General features: G+C 53.8%; 24 protein-coding genes. 20 read left to right on the top strand and 4 right to left on the bottom strand.

Annotated elements, in window-relative coordinates; all coding sequences use genetic code 11:
* On the top strand, positions 1-385 hold a 385-nt coding region (locus Q1A69_RS01205; protein WP_299579846.1), incomplete at its 5' end, for an ATP-binding cassette domain-containing protein.
* Between the two features lie 669 nt (positions 386-1,054).
* On the opposite strand, the gene ettA is transcribed toward Q1A69_RS01205, so the two are convergent.
* Positions 1,055-2,719: an energy-dependent translational throttle protein EttA gene (gene ettA / locus Q1A69_RS01200; RefSeq protein ID WP_299579843.1), complete on the bottom strand. Its 1,665-nt coding sequence runs from the start codon at positions 2,717-2,719 to the stop codon at positions 1,055-1,057.
* Between the two features lie 180 nt (positions 2,720-2,899).
* Here ettA and Q1A69_RS01195 point away from each other — a divergent pair, with 180 nt between their 5' ends.
* The 5 genes from Q1A69_RS01195 to fnr (Q1A69_RS01175) all read left to right on the top strand — a co-directional run bounded on the left by Q1A69_RS01195 (position 2,900) and on the right by fnr (Q1A69_RS01175) (position 8,358).
* Entirely contained in the window at positions 2,900-4,006 is a 1,107-nt protein-coding gene (locus Q1A69_RS01195) for an enoyl-CoA hydratase/isomerase family protein (RefSeq protein ID WP_299579840.1), read from the top strand.
* A 57-nt stretch (positions 4,007-4,063) separates the two neighbouring features.
* On the top strand, positions 4,064-4,972 hold the full coding sequence (mmsB, locus tag Q1A69_RS01190) for a 3-hydroxyisobutyrate dehydrogenase (protein WP_299579837.1): 909 nt from the start codon (positions 4,064-4,066) through the stop codon (positions 4,970-4,972).
* Positions 4,973-5,355: 383 nt separating this feature from the next.
* Positions 5,356-6,051, top strand: coding sequence for an OmpW family outer membrane protein (locus Q1A69_RS01185; RefSeq protein WP_299579834.1), 696 nt, complete (start codon positions 5,356-5,358; stop codon positions 6,049-6,051).
* A gap of 122 nt (positions 6,052-6,173) precedes the next feature.
* Positions 6,174-7,559 carry an oxygen-independent coproporphyrinogen III oxidase gene (gene hemN / locus Q1A69_RS01180; protein ID WP_299579831.1) on the top strand — a complete coding sequence of 462 codons (1,386 nt, stop codon included), beginning with the start codon at positions 6,174-6,176 and terminating at the stop codon, positions 7,557-7,559.
* Between the two features lie 70 nt (positions 7,560-7,629).
* Complete coding sequence (gene fnr / locus Q1A69_RS01175) at positions 7,630-8,358, top strand: fumarate/nitrate reduction transcriptional regulator Fnr (protein WP_299579828.1); 729 nt, start codon at positions 7,630-7,632, stop codon at positions 8,356-8,358.
* Between the two features lie 41 nt (positions 8,359-8,399).
* Here fnr (Q1A69_RS01175) and Q1A69_RS01170 read toward each other — a convergent pair whose 3' ends face one another.
* Positions 8,400-9,404, bottom strand: a complete 1,005-nt coding sequence (locus tag Q1A69_RS01170; protein WP_299579825.1) for an adenosine deaminase — start codon at positions 9,402-9,404, stop codon at positions 8,400-8,402.
* A 238-nt stretch (positions 9,405-9,642) separates the two neighbouring features.
* On the opposite strand from Q1A69_RS01170, the gene Q1A69_RS01165 reads away from it, so the two are divergent.
* Positions 9,643-10,512 carry an SDR family oxidoreductase gene (locus Q1A69_RS01165; RefSeq protein WP_299579822.1) on the top strand — a complete coding sequence of 290 codons (870 nt, stop codon included), beginning with the start codon at positions 9,643-9,645 and terminating at the stop codon, positions 10,510-10,512.
* A gap of 257 nt (positions 10,513-10,769) precedes the next feature.
* Entirely contained in the window at positions 10,770-11,501 is a 732-nt protein-coding gene (gene fnr / locus Q1A69_RS01160; RefSeq protein WP_299579819.1) for a fumarate/nitrate reduction transcriptional regulator Fnr, read from the top strand.
* Between the two features lie 126 nt (positions 11,502-11,627).
* Here the strand turns inward: fnr (Q1A69_RS01160) and Q1A69_RS01155 are convergent, their stop codons facing one another.
* Entirely contained in the window at positions 11,628-12,071 is a 444-nt protein-coding gene (locus tag Q1A69_RS01155) for an STAS/SEC14 domain-containing protein (RefSeq protein WP_299579816.1), read from the bottom strand.
* 38 nt (positions 12,072-12,109) lie between these two features.
* On the bottom strand, positions 12,110-12,685 hold the full coding sequence (locus Q1A69_RS01150; RefSeq protein WP_299579811.1) for a hemerythrin domain-containing protein: 576 nt from the start codon (positions 12,683-12,685) through the stop codon (positions 12,110-12,112).
* A 566-nt stretch (positions 12,686-13,251) separates the two neighbouring features.
* Here Q1A69_RS01150 and Q1A69_RS01145 point away from each other — a divergent pair.
* The 12 genes from Q1A69_RS01145 to ribA all read left to right on the top strand — a co-directional run bounded on the left by Q1A69_RS01145 (position 13,252) and on the right by ribA (position 22,691).
* Entirely contained in the window at positions 13,252-13,749 is a 498-nt protein-coding gene (locus Q1A69_RS01145) for a porin family protein (RefSeq protein WP_299579808.1), read from the top strand.
* Between the two features lie 215 nt (positions 13,750-13,964).
* Positions 13,965-15,233, top strand: coding sequence for a serine hydroxymethyltransferase (gene glyA, locus Q1A69_RS01140; protein ID WP_299579805.1), 1,269 nt, complete (start codon positions 13,965-13,967; stop codon positions 15,231-15,233).
* 149 nt (positions 15,234-15,382) lie between these two features.
* Positions 15,383-15,850: a transcriptional regulator NrdR gene (gene nrdR / locus Q1A69_RS01135; protein ID WP_299579802.1), complete on the top strand. Its 468-nt coding sequence runs from the start codon at positions 15,383-15,385 to the stop codon at positions 15,848-15,850.
* Positions 15,847-16,992 (top strand): bifunctional diaminohydroxyphosphoribosylaminopyrimidine deaminase/5-amino-6-(5-phosphoribosylamino)uracil reductase RibD, encoded by a 1,146-nt coding sequence (gene ribD, locus Q1A69_RS01130; protein WP_299579799.1) that lies wholly within the window; start codon positions 15,847-15,849, stop codon positions 16,990-16,992. The genes nrdR and ribD overlap by 4 nt, the downstream gene beginning before the upstream one ends.
* Positions 16,992-17,654 carry a riboflavin synthase gene (locus Q1A69_RS01125; RefSeq protein WP_299579796.1) on the top strand — a complete coding sequence of 221 codons (663 nt, stop codon included), beginning with the start codon at positions 16,992-16,994 and terminating at the stop codon, positions 17,652-17,654. Before ribD ends, Q1A69_RS01125 begins: the two co-directional genes overlap by 1 nt.
* A 99-nt stretch (positions 17,655-17,753) precedes the next feature.
* Complete coding sequence (ribBA, locus tag Q1A69_RS01120; RefSeq protein WP_299579793.1) at positions 17,754-18,866, top strand: bifunctional 3,4-dihydroxy-2-butanone-4-phosphate synthase/GTP cyclohydrolase II; 1,113 nt, start codon at positions 17,754-17,756, stop codon at positions 18,864-18,866.
* A gap of 65 nt (positions 18,867-18,931) precedes the next feature.
* Positions 18,932-19,402, top strand: a complete 471-nt coding sequence (gene ribE / locus Q1A69_RS01115) for a 6,7-dimethyl-8-ribityllumazine synthase (RefSeq protein WP_299579790.1) — start codon at positions 18,932-18,934, stop codon at positions 19,400-19,402.
* 65 nt (positions 19,403-19,467) lie between these two features.
* Complete coding sequence (nusB, locus tag Q1A69_RS01110) at positions 19,468-19,911, top strand: transcription antitermination factor NusB (protein WP_299579787.1); 444 nt, start codon at positions 19,468-19,470, stop codon at positions 19,909-19,911.
* A 10-nt stretch (positions 19,912-19,921) separates the two neighbouring features.
* Positions 19,922-20,869 (top strand): thiamine-phosphate kinase, encoded by a 948-nt coding sequence (gene thiL / locus Q1A69_RS01105; RefSeq protein WP_299579784.1) that lies wholly within the window; start codon positions 19,922-19,924, stop codon positions 20,867-20,869.
* 34 nt (positions 20,870-20,903) lie between these two features.
* Positions 20,904-21,392 (top strand): phosphatidylglycerophosphatase A, encoded by a 489-nt coding sequence (locus tag Q1A69_RS01100; RefSeq protein ID WP_299579781.1) that lies wholly within the window; start codon positions 20,904-20,906, stop codon positions 21,390-21,392.
* Between the two features lie 16 nt (positions 21,393-21,408).
* Positions 21,409-22,044: a TIGR02281 family clan AA aspartic protease gene (locus tag Q1A69_RS01095; protein ID WP_299579778.1), complete on the top strand. Its 636-nt coding sequence runs from the start codon at positions 21,409-21,411 to the stop codon at positions 22,042-22,044.
* A gap of 17 nt (positions 22,045-22,061) precedes the next feature.
* On the top strand, positions 22,062-22,691 hold the full coding sequence (gene ribA, locus Q1A69_RS01090) for a GTP cyclohydrolase II (protein ID WP_299579775.1): 630 nt from the start codon (positions 22,062-22,064) through the stop codon (positions 22,689-22,691).
* The last annotated feature ends 55 nt before the right edge of the window (positions 22,692-22,746 follow it).

The following is a 22,746-nucleotide window of genomic DNA, read 5'->3' as shown; positions in this document are numbered from 1 at the left end:
GTGGAAGCTTACTAGCCTACAGCCAGCTGACCTCTCTCGCTATTGCCAAGTGTGTCGGTTGTTATGGGAATCTAGGCAGCTCTTGTGCTATATCCGTGACTTGTACTTTTGTTGTCCCAGTAAAGATAAGGCGGCACTAGAGGATTGTAACCTGAGTATTTATCCGGGAGGCCGCCTGCTTCTTCAAGGTGCTTCCGTTTCTGGTAAATCTACTTTGGTGAATGTAATTACTGGTGTTCAAAAACCGGATAATGGGCTTCTACTCATTAATGGGTACGATCGAGCCAGTATCGGCGTGAAACATTGGTGCGGGTTAGTCGCCTCAGTCTCCCCCAATTTCATGAAAATCATGTACTTGGTGATTCCTTCTTATTTAACCTATTAACCGAATCAAAGGGCGATTAATGGCTACGAAATCAGGAAAGCGTATTCGGGCTTACAGTATTTATGATGAGCTAGGGCTGGCGCCATTATAAAAAATGCCCGCAGGTAAGCTGCAGACAGATGGGGAAATAGGTTGGCGTTTGTCTCACAGGGAAATGAGCCACTTATTTGTAGCCTGGAAAATTCTGCAAAATCAATGGTGATGGATGAGAGTTTTGCAGCATTGGATTTCGAGAACTTGAGACAGGTGTTCCAGTGTGTGCGAAAAAATTTGAACAGTTTATTTGTGATTGCTCACCCATAATTTTCGTTTAATTATGGTGTGCGAGGCTAAATTCGCGTTAAGCTACGCCTTGTCCCTAACTATGGTTTGTTTTGGACGGTGTTTAACTTTTATAAGGAGATGCGACATGCATACTGAAACTGATATTATGGCTGGCCCTGATGCAGTTATTGCACTGCCAGAAAATTAATATTTTGACTGTAAATGCTTGAGGCTAAATATCTTGATATGAAGGGAACCCTTAGGTCTTAAATGGCACTGAATGTGTATCCTTCATCTGCGTCGCTTTAATAGGTTTGTAATTCATAATAGTTTGCTAACCTAATATTGTTGAAGATAAAGCTTCTGTATTTTAATAAAAAGCCCGCTTACGCGGGCTTTTTATTTTTAGGTCTTCAGCTTTTTGTAATGCATCCGATGTGGTGCGGCGTCTTCCCCTTTGCGCTGTACAAAGTCTTCGTGGTACTCGGTGTAGTTGCCTTCGAAGAAAACCGCTTCACTCTCACCCTCATAGGCGAGGATATGGGTAGCTACGCGGTCCAGGAACCAGCGATCGTGTGAGATTACCAGGGCGCAGCCGGGGAAGTTGAGCAGGGCCTCTTCCAGGGCGCGTAGGGTTTCGATATCCAGGTCGTTGGAAGGTTCGTCGAGTAGCAGTACGTTGGCGCCCTGCTTGAGGGTGTAGGCCAGGTGCAGGCGTCCGCGCTCACCGCCGGAAAGTTCACCTACGCGCTTCTGCTGATCCCCACCCTTGAAATTAAAGCGGCCAACAAAGTTGCGTGAGCCCACTTCGTAGTTGTTGATCTTTAGCATATCGTGGCCGTCGGAGATCGCTTCCCATACGGTCTTGCTATCATCCAGGTTCTCGCGGCCCTGCTCCACATAAGCGACCTTGACGGACTCACCAATATTGATTTCGCCGGAGTCGGGCTGTTCAGTGCCGGTAATCATGCGGAACAGGGTGGATTTACCGGCGCCGTTACCGCCGACAATGCCCACAATCGCACCTTTGGGTACGCGAAAGGTGAGATCGTCGATCAACAGACGTTCGCCGAAGCCTTTGCTCACCCCTTTAAATTCAATCACATTGTCGCCGAGGCGCTCACCGGGCGGAATATAGATTTCGTTGGTTTCGTTGCGGGACTGGAAGTCCTGGGATTGCATTTCCTCGAGGCGAGCGAGACGAGCCTTGCTCTTGGATTGGCGACCCTTGGGATTCTGTCGGGCCCATTCCAGTTCTTTTTGCATGGCTTTGGCGCGGGCCTGCTCGCCGCGCTGTTCCTGCTCTAGACGCTTCTCTTTCTGTTCCAGCCAGGTGGTGTAGTTACCTTCCCAGGGAATACCGTGGCCGCGGTCCAGTTCCAGAATCCAACCGGCGACGTTGTCGAGGAAGTAGCGGTCGTGGGTGATGGCTACTACGGTGCCGGTGAAGTCGTGCAGGAAGCGCTCCAGCCAGAATACGGATTCGGCATCCAGGTGGTTGGTGGGTTCGTCCAGCAGTAGCATATCGGGGCGGGAGAGCAGCAGCCGGCACAGGGCCACACGGCGCTTTTCACCACCAGATAGATTGTTAACGTCGGCGTCCCAGGGGGGCAGGCGCAGGGCATCTGCCGCGACTTCCAGGCGGTGCTCCAGATTGTGGGCATCCCAGGCCTGGATGATGTCTTCGAATTGCTGTTGTTTTTTCGCCAGGGCATCGAAGTCGGCGTCGGGCTCGGCGTAATCCGCGTAGACCTGCTCCAGGCCTGCGAGGGCGTCGATGGCTTCGCGCACACCGTCTTCCACATTGCCACGCACGGTTTTACTGGCGTCGAGCTGGGGTTCCTGGGGCAGGTAGCCCACTTTGATACCGGGCATGGCGCGGGCTTCGCCGTTAAAGTCCTGATCAACCCCAGCCATAATACGCAGTAGGGTGGATTTACCGGCGCCATTTAGGCCCAGTACGCCAATTTTGGCGCCGGGGAAGAAGGATAGAGAGATGTCCTTGAGGATCTCGCGCTTGGGGGGCACTACTTTGCCCACCCGGTTCATGGTGTATACGTATTCGGCCATTTGAGCTTCCGTAATGGGTGTTGGAATCGGTCAGAATTTGCGCGCAACTTATCAGTTTGCGTAAAAAGTGCAACCGCACCCCAGCGCTTGTCGCCACTGTACCCGCGTGTGGCTGACGCCGAATCTGATATGTGATTAACTGCGACGCTAACTAGTACAAGTGCAATAAGATAGAAAGCAATGGATCAGGACTCCCCGGTATTGTTCTCCCGGCGCGGCGCATTGGCGATCGCGACCCTCAACCTGCCCAAGGCGCTGAATGCGTTGAATCTGCAGATGATTGATCGACTCTCGGCACAATTGGATGATTGGGCTAGGGATGATGAGGTGGCTGCGGTGTGGATCGATGGCAGTGGCGACAAGGCCCTCTGCGCCGGCGGCGATGTGGTTGCGTTGTACGAGCAGTCGGCAGCCTACGGCGAGAGCCCGGACTATAGCTACCCTAGTGATTTCTTCTCTCGCGAATATCGCCTGGATTACAAAATCCATACTTATACCAAACCGATCGTGGTTTGGGGTGGGGGTATCGTTATGGGTGGGGGGATCGGCATTATGGCCGGCGCCAGCCACCGTATCGTCACTGAAACCACGCGAATGGCGATGCCGGAAATCACGATTGGCTTATTTCCCGATGTGGGTGGCAGTTGGTTTTTAAATCGTATGCCCGGTCGCCTGGGCCTTTTCCTGGGATTGACCGGGGCCCAGTTTAACGGTGCGGATGCCCTGTTTGTCGGTATGGCCGACCGCATTATTGCCCAGGCGCGGCGTGAGCCCGTTTTGGCCGCGCTGGCTGAACTGGAATATTCACTCGATAGCGATGTTAACCATCAATTAATCAGCCACTGCCTTAAGCTCCAGGAGCTCCCCGTTTTGCAGCGGCCCGAGTCGGTGCTACGCGAGCACTTTGACCAGATCCAGCAACTCACGGATTTTGCCAGTCTGCCTGAGGTCTGTGCGGCAATCAGCACTTACCAGGGTGAGGATAAGTGGCTGCAGCGCGCCGCAACCACACTGGCCGGCGGCTCACCGCTGACACCCTGGGTGGTGTGGGAACAGTTGCGCCGCGCGCGCCATCGGTCTCTCGCTGATGTGTTCCGCATGGAGTTGGTACTCGCGGTGAACCTGTGTGCCAGTGGCCACTTTAAAGAGGGGGTGCGGGCCCTGTTGGTCGATAAGGATCGCGCGCCTAAATGGCGACCTCAGTACTTGACGGAGATTATTCCACAACAGCTGGCGGACTGCTTTGCGGCGCCATGGAGCGGGGCGCATCCGCTTGCGGATTTATAAAGCGACCCGGGCCGCTTTACGCGCGGGATACCAACAACAAAATATGGAGTGGCATTTATGGAAAAAATAGCCTTTTTTGGTCTGGGTAATATGGGTGGCCCAATGGCTGCCAATCTGGTGAAAGCCGGTTACAGGGTAGCGGCTTTCGATCTGAATTCTACAGCACTGGAGCAGGCGCGGCGGGATGGCTGCACACCCTGTGACTCTTCTGTGCAGGCCGTTGATGGTGCCGGCATTGTGATTTCTATGCTGCCCAGTGGCGAGGCCGTGAAGGGGCTCTACCTGGGTGAGGAGGGTCTGTTACAGAGGCTTCCTGCAAATACTTTGGTTATCGATTGCTCCACTATTTCTGCGGAAGATGCTCGCCTTGTGGCTGAGGCTGCGCGTGAGCGGGGCCTGCGCGCTATCGATGCGCCGGTTTCCGGCGGTACCGCCGCTGCTCAAGCGGGCAGCTTGTGCTTTATGTGCGGGGGTGAGGAGGCGGTAATTGATGCCGCGCGTGCGCCACTGCAGGCGATGGGGGTTAAGATTTTCCACGCCGGTGCAGCAGGGGCGGGGCAGGTGGCAAAAATTTGTAACAATCTGCTGCTGGCGATTCATATGACAGGCACCGCCGAGGCGCTGCAGCTCGGCGTCGATAAAGGGTTAGACCCCAGGGTATTGAGCGAGATCATGACCGCGAGCTCTGGCAATAACTGGTCCCTGGCTAATTACAACCCTTACCCCGGTGCCATGGAAAATGTACCCGCGGCCAATGGGTATGCCGGTGGCTTCAGCGTGGCGTTGATGCTGAAAGACCTGGGGCTTGCCATGGATGCTGCCGCGACCAGCGCTTCCTCCACACCCATGGGCGCGCTGGCGAAAAATTTATATCAATTGCACGGGGCCAGTGCCGAGAATCAGCCGTTGGACTTCTCCAGTATCCAAAATATGTTTCGCCGTCCGGCGGGAGGCTTAAGCTGGTAGGGTTGGCCGGTCTTATCCCCTAAGCTTCTCTTGCTTTCTCCCCGACTGATATCGGCAGAAGCCGGGGAGAAAGCGTTGTCATCTAACGGTAAAAGTTGGCACCAGTTCGCAAAATTGGCAATAGGTACCAAATAGAGCCGCCCTCCCAGTTCCTTCGCTGTAACTCTGTCGCTATCTTCGCCGCCCGGTTCGGGATCCTTTAAATTTTGGCTAGACATGGCGCAACAGGGCGTTCGCTGGTTTTCACTCTGCGAAATTCAACTGCTTGATTTGGATCAAGCTTTGGCTCGTGGCCAGCGGTTAACCTGCCTGCGACTTGTGATTGTGCCTGGAGGGGGCCTTCCTGAGCCGGGAAAATGCTAAATCGCTATATGGAGAAGTTGATGAATCGTATAACTGCTTGTGCAACAGCCGCCTTGACCGCCGTACTTTCTGCACCGGTACTGGCCTATGAAGAGGGCAGCTTTATTGTGCGCGGTGGTATGGCCACAGTAGCACCCGACACCAATTCCAGCGCACTTTCCATAAATGGAGATGCACAAAATGGTACTGGTGTGGATGTGGAAAATGGCTCGGCACTGGGCCTGACCGGTGTGTATATGTTCCGCGACCACTGGGGTGTGGAACTGGTAGCCGCTACGCCCTTTAGCCACGAGATTAACGCAGAGGGCCTGGGACCGACTTTTGAGCTGGGTGAAACCAAACACCTACCGCCCACCCTGCTGCTGCAGTGGTACCCCATGGAACCACAGTCTGCAATCCAGCCCTACGTGGGCTTGGGGGTGAACTACACCGCTTTCTTCGATGAGGAAATCACTAGCACAGGTAATGCGACTCTTAAGAGTCTCGGTGCCAGTGGTGATTCCAAGCTGTCCCTGGATAATTCTTTCGGTCTGGCCGCCGAAGCCGGTATCGACTTTGCCTTTGGCGCCGACCAGCGCTGGCTCTTCAACATGTCTGTGTTCTGGATGGATATCGAGACCGATGCCACTGTCAAGGTACCAGGCTTGGGTAAAGTGACTGCCAATGTAGATATCGATCCGCTGGTCTATATGGCGGGTCTTGGCTACCGCTTCTAAGGTAGCGACACTCTCGTTTTTGGGGTGGGGCAGTTGCTGTGGTTTTCTCTGTGAGAACTCGGCAGCTGCCTTTTAGTTTGTGCGGGGGGCTGTCGCAAACGATTGATTGAGGTTGTCGAGATATGATGCAAGAGACAAAGAGCAATATGGGTGGTTTGTCGGAAGAGCTGCTGTCCCGTTACAGTGGACCCTGCCCACGCTACACCTCCTACCCCACCGCCGACCGGTTCAAACCCCTGGATGGCAGCATCCGCCCTTGGGATACCTTGCAAGATATTCACAGCCTATCTCTGTATGTTCACATCCCCTTTTGCCGCTCACTTTGTTATTTCTGTGCCTGTAACAAGGTAATCACCTCGCAATATGGCCTCGCCTCCAGCTACTTGGATAATCTGTTGCAGGAAGCGCGTTGGTATCGGGACAAAGTGGCACAGGTGCCCGTCACCCAGTTGCACCTGGGGGGAGGCACGCCCACTTTCCTCAGTGATGGTGATATGCGTCGCCTGATGGACGGGCTTGGTGAAATCTTCAATTTGCACCCTGGCGACGGGGTGGAGTACAGCATCGAGGCCGATCCGCGCACTCTCGAGCTGGAGACTTTGGATACCCTGCGGGAACTGGGTTTTAATCGCCTCAGTCTTGGGGTCCAGGATTTTGATATCGATGTGCAGAGATCCATTAATCGGATTTGTAGCGCTGATCAGGTAACCGAGCTGACGGTTGCGGCGCGCGAACGAGGGTTCGAGTCAATTTCCTATGATTTGATTTACGGCCTGCCCAAACAAAATCTCAACAGCTTGCACAGTACCCTGGATAAAGTACTGGATTTGCAGCCGGATCGTATCGCCCTCTATCACTATGCACATCTGCCACACCGTTTTAAGGCCCAACGCCTTATCGATACCGAATTGATTCCCTCCTCCACAGAAAAAGTAGCCATGCAGTTGGCGGCGGTGGCGCATTTGGGCCGTGCTGGTTATGAATTCCTCGGTATGGACCATTTTGCCCGCCCAGGCGATGAATTAGCCAAGGCCGCACATGCGGGGATGCTGCAGAGAAATTTCCAGGGCTATACATTAATGCCCGCGGATGCCCTCGTAGGATTAGGGGCATCGGCAATCAGCTACAGCCGCAATGGCTTTTGGCAAAATTTGCACCGTCTGAAGGACTATACCCAGGCGGTGGGTGAGCGAGGCAACGCAGCCAGTCGCGGGTGGCTGATGAATGATGAAGACAAGCTGCGCCAATGGGTGATTACCGAGCTAATGTGTCGCCTGCATCTGGACAAAACTGAAGCAGAGTGTCGAGCTGGAGTGCCCTTTGACGAGTATTTTCACGAGGAGCTTCAGCGTCTTCAGCCTATGTTTGACGATGGTCTTATTTATCAGGATGAAAAAACGATCGTCGTCACCGAACAGGGGCGTTGGTTCGTACGCAATGTTGCCTCGGCTTTTGATATGTATTTACACAACCAGCAAACGGATGCGCAATATTCCCGAGTTCTTTAATTCTCTGCAGGAGACGATCGAGGGCACAGCGGGTACAATAGCCGCAAATTAGTTTACCGGCTGGTTTCGTATGATGGACTCCTCAGTAGCGGTTAGCTGCAGCAACTGCTCCGTTAGACGTTTGTGTCTGCCCGCGGGATTATCCCAGGCAGATATTGATCGATTGGAGCAGGTTACGCGCCGCAAGAAAATTGTAAAAGCTGGCGAGACGCTGTATCGATCCGGTGATCCTTTTGCAAACCTGTATGCTATCCGTTCCGGCAGTTTTAAAACCGTCGTTATCGCAGCGGATGGCGATACCCAGGTAACCCACTTTGCCCTACCGGGTGAATTATTGGGGCTGGATGCCTACAGCAGTCGCGTTCATCCCAGTTACGCCGAGGCCCTGGAAGATAGCAGTGTTTGCCTATTACCTTTTACCCAGTTGGAATTACTGGCCCATCAGGTATCTGCATTGCAGCAACAAATTTTCAGTATTTTTTCTGAGGAGCTGCGCCAGGAAAACGATATTTTAATGCTTTTGGGCAAGCGCTCAGCCGACACTCGTTTGGCAGCATTACTGATAAATATTTCCAGCCGTTACGCTCGTCGTGGATATTCCCACAGCGAATTTGTTCTCTCGATGCCACGTACCGATATTGCCAATTATCTGGGGTTGACGGCCGAAACCGTGAGCCGATTATTTTCGCGCTTCCAAAAAGAAAAACTGATCAAGGTGAGTGGCCGTGCGGTAGAGATACTGGATTTGGTGAGTTTGAGTGAGCTTGCGGGTACCCACTGCGGCTATGATGACGATTAAATCATTGGCCTGGCCATGCTCTGGGCCAGGCCAATGATTCTTTAAAGTGCTTCGATAGTATCTATCCACTTCTGTTTTTCACTATCGGTAAGATAGCTGGCTTTGAAACTATTGATGGCCAGGCGTTTAGCTTGTTCTCTTGTCATACCCAGGCTTTCACTTAGTGCCAGATAATTTCTATTTACATAGCCGCCGAAATAGGCCGGATCATCGGCGTTCACAGTGACGCACAATCCACGCTCCAGCAGGCCTAAAATGGGATGCTGGCTCATATCATCGTACACACAGAGCGCGGTATTGGAGAGAGGGCAAACAGTGAGGGGAATTTCCTGTTCCTTCAGGCGCTCAATCAGAGTTTCATCTTCCACACAGCGAACCCCGTGATCTACCCGGCTGACTTCGAGTAAATCCAGGGCTTCCCTTATATATTCTGCCGGTCCTTCCTCGCCCGCGTGGGCAACACGCTCTAAACCTAACGCCTTGGCCATAGCAAATACTTTTTGGAATTTACTGGGTGGGTGACCTAGCTCGGAGGAGTCCAAGCCCACGCCCTTGATAAATTCCAAGTGGGGTTTGGCGGACTCCAGTGTGGCGATGGCGTCCTCTTCACTCAGGTGGCGAAGGAAACAGAGAATCAATTGGCTGCTCATTCCCCACTCTGACTCTGCGGCTTTTAGCGCACGGTGAATCCCCCGAATAACCACGCCAATATCAATGCCTCTTTCGGTATGGGTCTGGGGATCAAAGAAAATTTCTGTGTGTACAACGTTATCTTCGCGACAGCGCTGCAGATAGGCCATGGTCAGGTCGTAAAAATCCTGTTCGTGGATAAGTACCGAGGCGCCTTTATAGTAAATATCCAGGAAGGACTGCAAATTATGAAATTTATAGGCGGCTCTGATTTCATCAATACTGGAGAAGGGAATCCCAATATTGTTGCGCCTGCTGAGCTCAAACAGCAGCTCCGGCTCCAGGGAGCCTTCAATGTGCAGGTGTAGCTCAGCCTTGGGCAGGGCCTTAATAAAATCCAGGTCGGCGATACTCATAGTAATAACTGTGTTAGGGGTGGGTTTGGGGGCTGTTGCGGGAGCCAGGGGCTACCTTTATCGAACAGCGGCATAAAATCCGGCAATGGTAACAGTTTCTCCTGGGTGGCTGAAAAGCCGGCCAGTGCCCAGGTACAAGAAACCCCATTGTGATGGTATGAGAGAAAGACTTGTCAGCGCATAGGTAAACTAAGAAGTTTACTTGTTCGCAGGGGGATTGAGACATCGGAGCAAGGCTATGAGTAAGGTTGTGCTGATTACCGGAACATCTACGGGGCTGGGTTTGAGTTTGGCGATTAAAATGGCTGAACTGGGATATTGTGTCTATGCCACTATGCGGGATTTAGCGAAGGCAACCCCGTTGCAGGAGGCCGCTGAGCGCGGTGCCCGACTCAAGGTTTTGCCACTGGATGTGCAAAATATGGACAGTATCCAGCGCTGTGTGGATACGATTATCCGAGAGCAGGGGCATATCGATATATTGATTAATAATGCCGGTGCCGGTTTTGTAAAGTCCACAGAGATGGCCTCTGAAGCAGAGATCCACTGGGTGATGGATGTGAACTATCTGGGCGTGGTGCGCTGTACCAAGGCTGTACTCCCCTATATGCGTAAAGCCCGTAGTGGCCGGGTTGTTAATATTTCCTCGGTGGGAGGGCTGGTGGGGCAGCCTTTTAACGAGTTGTACTGTGCGGCCAAATTTGCCGTGGAGGGCTATACCGAGGCCATGGCCAGCTATATCCAGCCTAGCTTCAATATTTTATTCACAGCCGTTGAGCCCGGCGGTATCTATTCAGAATTTGCCAACAGTATTTTGTCCCAGTTGCAAGCAGAGGGTGGCGTGCCTGAGGGGGATTACCGGGATGTCTTTGAGCAATACCTGCAGAGTATCCAGGGGCGCACAGCAGAACAAACAGCCCGCCTTTACCAGAGCACAGAACAGGTGGCACAAGTGGTTTTGCAGGTCATTGAGAGCGATCAGCCGCCGGTGCGGGTGCGCACCTCCACTTGGGCCAATGAGTTCTGTGTTTATAAAACAGAGGCAGACCCAAGTGGTAAGGCACAGCAGAAGATGGTGATAGATACCATGTTGCGAAGGAATCCGTAAAGCACCTGGAGATCGCGGTAGCCCGTTCACGGCATTGTTGGCTCGTGGATCACAACAAGTAATACCCTTCGGTCAATTATTCCCTGCAAAAATGGCAGAGAAAATATTTTAATTTTCCAGGCAGTGAAAGCTTTTTAAGGAAATGAATGGATCTTTTCTGGGAAAATGTTCTATGGATTTTGATGTTTATTTGTCGATAGAGACGCTTCTCCCTATTGCCGATACAATCGTGAAAAGTGTTATCCGGCCACTTGGGTATGATTGACTCATCAGTAGCGGTAAGTTGCAGTAATTGTTCTGTCAGGCGTCTGTGTCTACCGGCAGGCCTTTCCCTGGAGGATATTGCTCGTCTTGAGCAAGTCACTCGAAAAAAGAAAGTGATCAAAGCGGGAGAGTCTCTCTACCGCCCAGGGGACTCATTTCAAAATCTTTATGCCATTCGTTCAGGCAGTTTTAAAAGTGTAATTATTGCTGCAGATGGCGATACGCAGGTAACACATTTTGCCCTGCCAGGGGAGTTGCTCGGACTCGATGCCTACAGCAAGCAAGTGCATTCGAGTTATGCTGAGGCACTTGAAGACAGTAGTGTTTGCCGATTGCCATTTGCGCAATTGGAAATCCTGGCTCAGCAGGTTCCGGCCCTGCAGCAACAGATATACAGTATTTTCTCTGAGGAATTACGCCAGGAAAATGAAATATTAATGTTGTTGGGAAAGCGTTCCGCAGACACTCGCCTCGCTGCATTGTTGATCAATATTTCCAGTCGTTACGCCAGCCGCGGTTATTCACACAGTGAATTTATTCTCTCTATGCCGCGTACAGATATTGCTAATTACCTGGGGCTGACAGCAGAAACGGTTAGCCGGTTGTTTTCACGCTTTCAGCGGCAGAACCTTATCAAGGTAAATGGCAGGGTCGTGCAGGTAATAGATTTACTTGGGCTTAGTGAATTGGCTGGGACTCACTGCGGTTATGAAGGCGAGATATAGTTGAGGCTATGCGTGATAGGGCTTGTGAGGGTTGCTTTCTGAAGGGAAAGTGTGTGACCTTACTGAGCTGAAAGAGTTTTACGAAGAAAAAAGGGGGGCGTAAACGCCCCCTTAATCCACTACTTATCAGGAGTGTGTGGAGAAAGCTAATTCCTTGCCGGTACCGCTTTTCTTTGACTCTTTTTCTAGAGCCTGAGAGAGCCAATCCATGGCCTTATGCTGTTTTTCGAAGTAGCGCACTTCGCCACTGACAAACCATCCTCCAACTTTAGTGGCTAGCTCTTGCCAGCCCTCATCGCCTAGCACGGCTATTCGATAGAATTCATTGCCGTGTTTGAGGGTCAGTTTAAGTTCATCCCAGATAGCATGTAGACCCCACCCTTCAAAATCCCTGAGATCTATCAGCATTCGTACTTGCTGTTTTTTTACTCCCGCAAGCGCGTATTCGAGCAGGGGTGTGATGTGCTCGTAGTCTTCGTGTGTAAGTTGGCCGATGGCTTTAATGTACAGGAAGAAATCGCTGTTCATTCTCTCCATGCCAATAGAGATTCCGTGGCGCTTGATTTGCATCTTTCCTCCTTGTTGAATTGACGAACAATTTTAACGCTTTATGCGAAGGCTTTTATCGGTTGTTCTGGTTGCGTAAGGTATTCGTGTAAAGACTCATAAATATTTTTGGTGCTTTTGTTGAATAATGGGTCCTTAATTTCTTCTACTTGCCTGCGTATCTGCTTCCAGTCTTCCATCTGTAGATATTGCTCTATTTGGGGGAATATTATTGAGTTTTCCAGGTCGATATGGCTGCGTTGAAGCTGCAGGTAAGCCCGGCTGGCTCCTTGTAAAACTCTTCGTTCCACCATGGCATTATTCGCAACAGCATAAAAAAGTGCACACATATGCTTGGTGGTTGCTGCAATTTGTTCGTGCTGCATTTGCGCTTCATAGATCGCATTGCGATCATGTACCGGCTTAGTGAGAAGCCGGGCCAGAATTAGGTCTTCCACCGGATGATGATACCTGTCTGGATAGACAGAAAAATAATCCAGTGCATCCAAAATGAGCGAGAGGGTATTCGGATCTCGCTCACTATCTCCAAAAAGGTCCAGCAGAAGATGTTCAAAGGCGTTGAGCATTTGCTGCATGTTTTTATGGTCTAAACAGAGCTGTCGGTAGATGCTATTCATCCCAGACCTCCGCGATCAGTTTCGAGACTTATTGTTGCTCGGCAGGGGGGGAGAGAATTGATGTGGATCAAGTGGGGGAAAGTTTCACTATTTAGCGGGAGGCTTTTGGCGCAGTTAGGCAAGTGCAACGCCGCGGAGGCTCGAGCGGGTCGGCTGCAGGAATACTTTTCTTGCCGTTATTAATTCATGGCGTGATACCGTCCAGTGCGAAGAACTCGTGTTGAAGGTTGGTGCGATACTGACAGAGTCGTGTATCTGACCCAGTGTTCCGTTTGTTTGGGCAAGAAGACCGAGGGATTCACGCTCGGTACTGAATTTTTGTTTAGTGTCTCTGTGGTCAGCAATCCGTGGTCAATACATAAGCCTTACCCGAGGGGCTGGGCCTTCTCTTCAATCGGAGGAGGCTGTGCTTCCCCCGTCCTTTCCAGCTTGTAAGGCTGCTCCTTGCAGCTCTTTTAGCGCACGGTTTCAGTCGTTCTCTATCCATGTAAGTGAGCACTTGCATACATCTCATTGGAATCTATAATCCGCCGCCTTTATATATCTTCATAAGTAAGGGGAAGGTGATGGGTTTTGGTATTAGATCCTTGGTTGCCGTTGTGGTTTTAGCATGTTCCACGGCTGTTCAGGCAGAAGGCGCCTATGTCGGAGCTGTTTTTGGTGTAATGAACACCGATGTCAGCGGGGATGATAGCCCCCTCAATGCCGGCATTCGTGCGGGGTATAGCTGGAATTCCGGTTGGGGCCTGGAAACAGAATTCACTAATTCTGTAGTCGAAGGTGAGTTCAATTACCACTACTGGGGCGCAGAGAATTACTCTCTGGCGACCCAGGCGATTTATGCAACTTACCGTTCCGAGGGTGATATTTATCTCAAGGGTCGCCTTGGTTACCTCCGTGAAGAGCTGGAGATTGATCACTTTGGCGAATACTCGGATAGCGGTGCGTCTGCGGGCATTGGTGCCGGATTTAAGCTGACCGAGCGGGTTTTGTTCGAGACGGAATACACCTTTATTGAGTCTGACGTGGACTATTGGTCGGGCTCTTTGGTTGTTCGTTTTTAAGACAGTCATTTTTTCTAAGCGCGGCCATTGGGCTGCGTTTGCGTTTTTGCGCAATCCCTCGGGCCTTGGTGTACAATGCGCGCCTTTCTAAAATGCTCAGGATTGTTTGAGTAGCCAGTGCGACCTGTTGGCGCCTGAGGCCAAGTTGCAAGGCCTGAGCACAGTGGTTTCGAGTTCACAAGTCTCTACTCAGCCCGCATTACCGAGGGAACACCATGTTTGATTCATCTGTCACGCTCGCTTCTTACGACCCCGAAATCTGGGAAGCTATCTGCGAAGAAGATTCTCGCCAGGAAGACCATATTGAGTTGATCGCCTCCGAGAATTACACCAGCCCGCAAGTCATGGAAGCCCAGGGCAGCAGCCTCACCAATAAATATGCAGAGGGCTACCCAGGGAAGCGTTACTACGGTGGCTGTGAGTATGTGGATAAGGTGGAAACCCTGGCGATTGAGCGTGCCAAGGCGCTGTTTGGTGCCGACTACGCCAATGTGCAGCCGCACTCCGGCTCTCAGGCCAACTCCGCGGTATACCAGGCCCTGTGTGCTCCCGGCGACACAGTGTTAGGGATGAGCCTGGCCCACGGTGGTCACCTGACCCACGGTGCCCGCGTCAACTTCTCCGGCAAAATCTACAACGCGGTGCAGTACGGTTTGAACCCGGAAACCGGCGAGGTGGATTACGAAGAGGTGGAGCGTCTGGCTCTGGAACACAAGCCGAAAATGATTGTGGCCGGTTTCTCCGCTTACAGCCGAGTCATGGATTGGGCTCGCTTCCGCGAGATCGCCGATAAAGTGGGTGCCTACCTGTTTGTGGATATGGCGCACGTGGCCGGCTTGGTTGCTACCGGTGAATACCCCTCGCCAATTGCGCACGCAGATGTGGTGACTTCCACAACCCACAAAACCCTGCGCGGACCGCGCGGCGGCATTATCCTGGCCCGCGCCAACGAAGACATCGAGAAGAAGCTGAATTCAGCCGTATTCCCCGGTGGCCAGGGCGGCCCCCTGATGCACGTCATTGCGGCAAAAGCGGTTTCCTTCAAAGAGGCCATGACCCCGGAATACAAGGCTTATCAGAAGAAGGTCGTAGAAAATGCCCGCGCAATGGCAGAGACCTTCCTCGATCGCGGTATTAACATTGTGTCCGGCGGTACGGATGACCACCTGATGCTGGTTGACCTGATTGGTAAAGAGTACACCGGTAAAGACGCCGATGAAGCTCTGGGTAATGCCAATATCACCGTAAACAAGAACGCGGTGCCCAATGACCCGCGCTCGCCCTTTATCACTAGCGGCCTGCGTGTCGGTACTCCGGCCATTACCACGCGCGGTTTTGGTGTAAAGGAAACCCAGCAACTGACGCACTGGATCTGCGATATTCTGGACGCACTGGAAGGTGGCGATGTAGCGGCGACCATCGCCGATGTGAAGCAGAAGGTGTTGGAAATCTGTGCACAGTTCCCGGTGTACAAGAAGGCCTGATCGGCCTTGTAAAGAAAAGCGGCTCGGCGAGCCGCTTTTTTTATGGCTGTAGTCGGGCGCTGCACCGGCGCAGTGCGCTGTGCAGTCACAGGGTGCAGCGGCTGTGGTAAACTGCGGGCCATTTTCCACTCCCCTGGGGACGATCCCACATGCACTGTCCTTTCTGCAGCGCAGAAGAAACCAAAGTAGTTGATTCCCGCCTGGTGGCCGAGGGCGATCAGGTGCGCCGCCGGCGCGAGTGCCTCGAATGCCATGAGCGCTTTACCACCTTTGAAACTGCCGAACTGCTGTTGCCCAGAGTCATCAAGCAAAATGGCCAGCGCGAACCCTTCAATGAAGACAAGTTACGTGCGGGTATCCAGCGCGCAGTAGAAAAACGCCCGGTCAGTATTGAGCGGGTGGAATCCGCAGTCTCCCAGATCAAGCACGCCCTGCGCGCAACCGGTGAGCGTGAGTTGCCCGCAAGGGCTATCGGTGAGTTGGTCATGGAGCAGTTGCGTGAGCTGGATCAGGTGGCCTATGTGCGTTTTGCCTCTGTATATCGGCGCTTTGAAGATGTCAGCGAGTTCAGTGAAGAGATTGAACGCCTGACCAGTAAGGAAAACCAAACGCAATGACTCAATCTGCTGTAGAGAGTGCCCGGGCACTTATGGGCCGCGCTATTCAGCTGGCGGAGCGCGGACTCTATACCACCATGCCCAATCCCCGGGTAGGTTGTGTGATCATCGATGGTGAAGGCAATCTCGTTGCCGAGGGCTGGCATAAGCGCGCAGGTGAAGCTCACGCTGAAATCGAAGCTCTGCGTGTCGCCGCTGAGCGGGCTCGCGGAGCCACGGTGTATGTGACCCTTGAACCCTGCAGCCATACCGGCCGCACCGGGCCCTGCGCCGAGACGCTGGTAAAGGCCGGGGTTGCCCGGGTGGTCTACGGCATGGAAGATCCAAATCCCGAAGTTGCTGGCAGTGGCCTGCAGAAATTGCGCGATGCGGGCATTGAAGTGGAAGGGCCGGTGCTCGAAGAGCGCTGCCGTGCCCTCAACCCCGGTTTTATCAAGCGCATGACGCTGGGTTTACCCCTGGTGCGCAGCAAGTCCGCGATGAGCCTGGACGGTCGCACCGCCATGGCTAGCGGGGAATCCAAGTGGGTGTCCGGCCCCGCTGCGCGCGCCGATGTGCAGCGCCTGCGTGCGCGCAGCTGCGCAATCGTGACCGGGGTCGAGACAGTGCGTGCCGACAACCCGAACCTGAATGTGCGCGCCGATGAGATGGCATTGGAGCTGCTCGAAGCTGAGCAGGCGGCGGAAGTGCAGCCCCTGCGGGTAATTGTCGACAGCGAGCTGCGTACACCGGCGAGAGCCTTTATTTTGCAGGGGGATGCCCCCACACTGGTGTGCACCACCGAGCGCGCCGATACTGAGCGTCGCGCGCGTATTGAGCAGGCCGGTGCCGAAGTGGTCGTTTTGCCCCAGGACAAAGAGGGCCGGGTTGATCTGTTGGCTCTGCTAAAAGAGCTGGCGCGGCGCCAATGTAACGAGGTGTTGATTGAAAGCGGCGCGACGCTCTCCGGTGAGTTCCTGTACCGGGGGCATGTAGACGAGCTGATTGTCTACCTCGCCCCCAAGCTGCTCGGCAGCACTGCACGCCCGCTGTTTGAATTGCCGATCGAGCGCATGGGCTCGATTCTGCCGATAACGATTACCGATATGCGCGCGGTCGGACACGACTGGCGCATTACCGCAACCACGGATATCGAGCGCTGATGTTTACCGGAATTATTGAAGCCGTTGGCGAGATTGCTGAGCTGAAACCCCAGGGTGGTGATCTGCGGGTGCGGGTCAGGAGCGGCAAGCTGGATCTTGCCGATGTACAGCTGGGTGACAGCATCGCCAACAATGGTGTCTGTCTCACTGTTGTGGGCCTGCCCGGCGATGGTTACTGGGCAGATGTCTCTGCGGAAACACTGGATGTGACCAGTGTAGGCCGCTGGAAAAAAGGCGATCGGGTCAATCTGGAAAAAGCCCTCACACCGCAAACCCGCCTTGGTGGCCATATTGTCAGCGGCCATGTGGATGGCATTGGCGAGGTGGTGTGGCGCAAATCTGAGGCCCGCGCCGAGCGTTTTCGACTGCGTGCGCCGGATAACCTGGCCCGCTATATTGCCCACAAGGGATCGATTACCGTCGACGGCACCAGCCTCACGGTGAATGCGGTGGATGGCGCTGAGTTTGAACTCACCATAGTGCCGCATACCCTGCAGGAAACCATTATGCAGGCTTACTCGGCCGGCACCCGGGTCAATTTGGAAGTGGACTTGATTGCGCGCTATTTAGAGCGTCTGCTCCTCGGTGAGGAGGCTGCGCAATCCAGTAGCCAGGGTATGACCCTAGAATTTCTTGCCCAAAACGGGTTTTACAAGCGCTAGCTGGCCCCATCCCGGCATGCCGCGCCAGTGAGGGCGGGTGAGTGTCACTGCAGGGAAAGCCACTCAATTTGCAATTGATAAATTTATCCAGAGTTAACAATGGAACTAAATACGGTTGAAGAACTGATCGACGATATCCGCCAGGGCAAGATGGTGATCCTGATGGACGACGAGGATCGCGAAAACGAGGGTGACCTGGTGATGGCGGCGGAGCAGGTGCGCGCCGAAGACATCAACTTTATGGCCACCCACGCCCGCGGCTTAATCTGTATGCCTATGTCCCGCGAGCGTTGCGAGCAACTGGACCTGCCGCTTATGTCGCGGGATAACGGTGCCCAGTTCAGCACCAACTTTACCGTTTCCATCGAAGCCGCCGAAGGCGTGACCACGGGTATTTCTGCTGCAGATCGCGCCCGCACTGTGCGCGCTGCGGTTGCCAGAAATGCCAAGGCCAGCGATATCGTACAACCCGGACATATTTTTCCGATTATGGCGCAACCCGGCGGTGTTCTGAGTCGCGCCGGGCATACGGAAGCGGGTTGTGACCTGTCCCGCCTGGCGGGTTTCGAGGCGGCGGCGGTGATCGTTGAGATCATGAATGAAGACGGCACCATGGCGCGCCGCCCGGATTTGGAGCAGTTTGCCAAGGAGCACAACCTCAAGATCGGCACCATCGCCGATCTGATCACCTACCGCGCTCTACACGAAAAGACCGTCGAGTGCGTGAATGAGCGCAAAGTGCGTACCGAATTCGGTGAATTCAAGCTGCTTACCTACCTCGACAAGGCGCGTCGTGAGCGCCACTTCGCCTTTATCAAGGGAGAGCCCACGCCAGAGGAGCCAACTCTGGTGCGTGTACATGTGGGCAACACTCTGCGCGATGTACTCACGATTCAGCGCGGTGATGAGAAATTTATCCCCTGGACTTTCCGCCGCGCGATGCAGCGCATCGAGAAAGAGGGCAAGGGTGTGGTGGTGTTGATTTGTCACAACGAGACGACCGAGGAAATCGAAGAGAGTATCGACTGGCTGATCAGCGGTAAGCAGCAGCGCCCGAGCCAGGACTTGGTATACAAGCAAGTGGGAACCGGCTCGCAGATATTGCGCGATCTCAAAGTGCGCAAGATGCGCTTGATGAGTGCGCCGTTTAAGTTCAGCGCTATTTCCGGCTTTGAGCTGGAAGTGGAAGAATACCTGAACGTCGAAGAGTAACAGTACAGCAATGCCCCGGCACTTTCGTCGCTGCGCGGGATTGGGAAAAATACGGATTAATAATTATGAGCAATATTCAAGTAATTGAAGGGGATTTTGTCGGCAGCACTGGCAAGTACGCACTGCTGGTGAGCCGTTGGAATAGCTTTGTAGTGGAGAGCCTGAAAGATGGCGCCCTCGATACTTTGCGCCGCAAGGGGATCAAGGATGAGGACATCACCATCTACTACGCACCGGGTGCTTTCGAATTCCCGCTGGCCGCGCAGAAGCTGGCTGAGAGCAAGAAATTCGATGCGATTATCGCCCTGGGCGCGGTGATTCGCGGCGGAACCCCGCACTTTGAATATGTGGCCGGTGAATGTACGAAAGGCCTGGCCCAGGTTTCCCTCAACACGGGAATCCCGGTGACCTTCGGTGTACTCACCGTGGACTCCATTGAACAGGCCATTGAGCGCTCCGGCACCAAGGCTGGCAACAAAGGCTGTGAAGCCGCCGAAACCGCACTGGAAATGGTTTCACTGCTCGGCAAAATTTAATTGCCACAGCGCCGGCCAATGATGCCGGCACTGCCCACTCTGAGAAGTATTTACCGGAAAAGATAATGACCGTAACTGCATCCGCTCGCCGCAAGGCGCGCCACTACGCCATGCAGGCGCTCTACCAATGGCAAATGGCTGGCGCCAGTCTCAATGCCATTGAGGCCGAGTTCCACGCCGACAACGATATGAGCAAAGCCGACGTGGCCTATTTTCGCGATATTTTCCACGGGGTCGCCAAGAATCTCGACGAAGTGGAAGGCGCTTACTCCAGTCACCTGGATCGCAAAGTGGAAGACCTGGACCCGGTATCCCGTGCTCTGCTGCGCATGGCAACCTACGAACTAAAAAGCCGTATCGATGTACCCTACAAAGTAGTGATCAACGAAGCGGTGGCCCTGGCGAAGAAATTTGGTCCTACCGATGCCTTCAAGTATATCAACGGTATTCTGGATAAAACCGCCGCAGACCTACGTTCTTCGGAAGTGACCGCTGACAAGAAATCCTGAAGTCAACGCTATGGGAACTGCGCCGGGCGAGTTTGAAATTATCCGCGATTATTTCGCCAGTGCCGCACAGGGCGAGGGCGTTGTGTTGGGAATTGGCGATGATTGCGCGCTTTTACAAGCACCTGCCTCGGGCCAGCTGGCCACCTCCATGGACACCCTGGTGGCGGGCCGGCACTTTCCTGAGGATGCGGACCCCGCGGCGATCGCCGCGCGCGCGCTGCGGGTAAACCTCAGCGATTTGGCCGCCATGAATGCCCGCCCTCTGTGGTTCACTTTGGCATTGACCCTGCCCCGCAGTGATGCGCAGTGGCTGCGCCAGTTTGCCGATGGCTTACTGCAGACTGCCGCGCAGTTTGGTGTTTCCCTGGTGGGGGGCGATACGACCGCAGGTCCCTTATCGATCACACTTCAGGTGATCGGACACACGGAAATGCCTCTGCGCCGGGACGGCGCCTCCCCAGGTGATCATGTCTATATCAGTGGCCCCCTCGGCGCCGCCGCCGCTGCCCTGCCGGTGATTCTGGGAGAGCAGCGGGTAGATCCTGAGACACAGCGCCAGGCCGAAGCGGCCTACTTTTTTCCAGAGCCCCAGTTTGCCTTGGCCTCGGCCATTTCCGGGTTAGCCAGTAGCGCCTTGGATATATCCGATGGTCTACTGGCGGATCTGGGGCATATCTGCGTGTCCAGTGGTGTCAGTGCCGATGTTTATCTGGAGCAGCTGGCCGTTGCTCCCCTGGCACAGGCACTCGCCGGAAAGGAGGCCCTGGAACGGGCGGCGGCTGGTGGCGATGATTATCAGCTGTGTTTCACTGTGCCCCAACAGCAGGTAGCGAAATTAAACAAGCTGGACCTGGAGATATTTGCGATCGGTACCCTCACCGAGGGCGATGCCGGGGTGCGCTGTTGGCATAATGGCAATCCCTGGCAGGTATCCTCCACGGGATATAAGCACTTTTAAGTGGCATTGGCCGGGAAGAGCCGGAAATAAAACGATGAGCATAAAAAACCCAAGTTTCTCCCAGCTTTTGCGCGATCCCTCTCTGATGCTGGCATTTGGCTTTGGTTCGGGTTTGGCGCCCAAGGCGCCGGGCACCTTTGGTACCCTGGTCGCGATTCCCTTCTGGTGGCTGATGAAGGATCTCCCCCCGCTTTGGTACCTGGGAATCCTTGTGGTGACGGGCCTGCTGGGTTGTTACCTGTGCGGCACGGCCGCGCGCAAACTGGGGGTGCACGACCACGGGGGAATTGTCTGGGATGAAATGGTGGGCTATTGGCTGACCATGTTTCTAGCTCCGGTAGGCTGGGGTTGGGCCCTGTATGGTTTTGTACTATTTCGCCTGTTCGATATCGCCAAGCCCCCGCCGATTGGTTGGGCGGATCGGCGTGTTCAAGGTGGCGTCGGAATTATGCTGGACGATATACTGGCGGCTGTTTACGCGGGCTTGGTGTTGCAAATCACTGCGTGGTTTATGGGTGCTTAGCAGATAGGGATTATCGATGCGAAAGGCATTTTGGCTTTTGTTAGGTGTACTGATTTCCTGCGCAGCTAATGCCCAGCAGGTACAGCTGAAGGGCCTGTTTGGCGATAGTGCCATGTTGGAGATTGACGGCCGGCAGCACATTCTCAAACCGGGGAAAAAATCACCGGAAGGGGTGAGTCTCCTTGAGGCGACCACTAGCTACGCCCGCATTCGTGTGAATGGGCGAGAGCAAAAACTGACACTTGATGCGCCGATCGCGGCCAGTTATGCCCAGGCCGAGCGCGCCGAGGTGCGTTTGATGGGGGATCGTCGCGGCCACTTTAATACCGAAGCCTGGATCAATGGTATGCGGGTTGGGGTGATGGTGGATACGGGGGCGAGCACCCTGGCGATCAATTACCCTACCGCCCAACGTCTCGGTTTAAATCTCAGCGGTGCCAAACGTATACCGGTGTCGACGGCAAGCGGTATGACCAGTGCTTATTTGATCAATCTCAGCAGTGTCACCATCGGTGGCATTAAATTGCACAATGTAGAAGCTACCGTGCACACGGATAACTTTCCCCAAGTGGTACTTCTGGGAAACAGTTTTCTCGGCCGGGTAGATATGCAACAGCAGAGTGGTGTGCTGATACTGCGCGCCCGCAACTGACTTGAAGAGGTTTTAAGTTGACCATTCGTTATGTGGAATCCTCAAAGCTGCCCACCTCTTGGGGAATGTTTGAGATGCACGGTTTTGAAGAAGTGGAGACCGGTAAGGAGCACGTGGTGCTCACTATGGGGGACTTCGATACCGATGAACCTCTGCTGGCCCGCATTCACTCCGAGTGCCTGACCGGTGATGCGCTTTTCTCCCTGCGTTGCGACTGCGGAGCCCAGCTTCAACACGCGATGCATCGTATTGCCATGGAGGGACGCGGTGCGATTTTTTATCTGCGTCAGGAAGGTCGTGGTATTGGCTTATTGAATAAGATTCGTGCCTACCATTTGCAGGACTGCGGTGCGGATACGGTGGAAGCCAATGAGCAGCTCGGCTTTGGAGCCGATATGCGGGACTACTCGATTCTGAAAGCGATGATTGAGCATCTGGGTATTCATGCGATTCGCCTGATGACCAATAATCCGCGTAAGGTGAAAGCGTTGCAGGATTTGGGTATCGAGGTTTTCGAGCGTCTGCCGCACCAGTCCGGGCGCAACCCTCACAATGCCAAGTACCTATCCACCAAGAAGGGGAAACTTGGACACCTGTTTGAGAATGGGGATGAAGGCGAAGGAGAGGGAGGGGGAGAAGAAAAGTAACTCTCTTTTTTATCTCCTCAATAAAAAGGCCGGAGTTATCCGGCCTTTTTAATTT

Source organism: uncultured Microbulbifer sp., assembly GCF_947498635.1.
GTDB classification, from domain to species: Bacteria; Pseudomonadota; Gammaproteobacteria; order Pseudomonadales; family Cellvibrionaceae; genus Microbulbifer; species Microbulbifer echini.
Note: the sequence above shows the minus strand (reverse complement) of the source record. Positions and strands in the feature narration are given on the sequence as shown.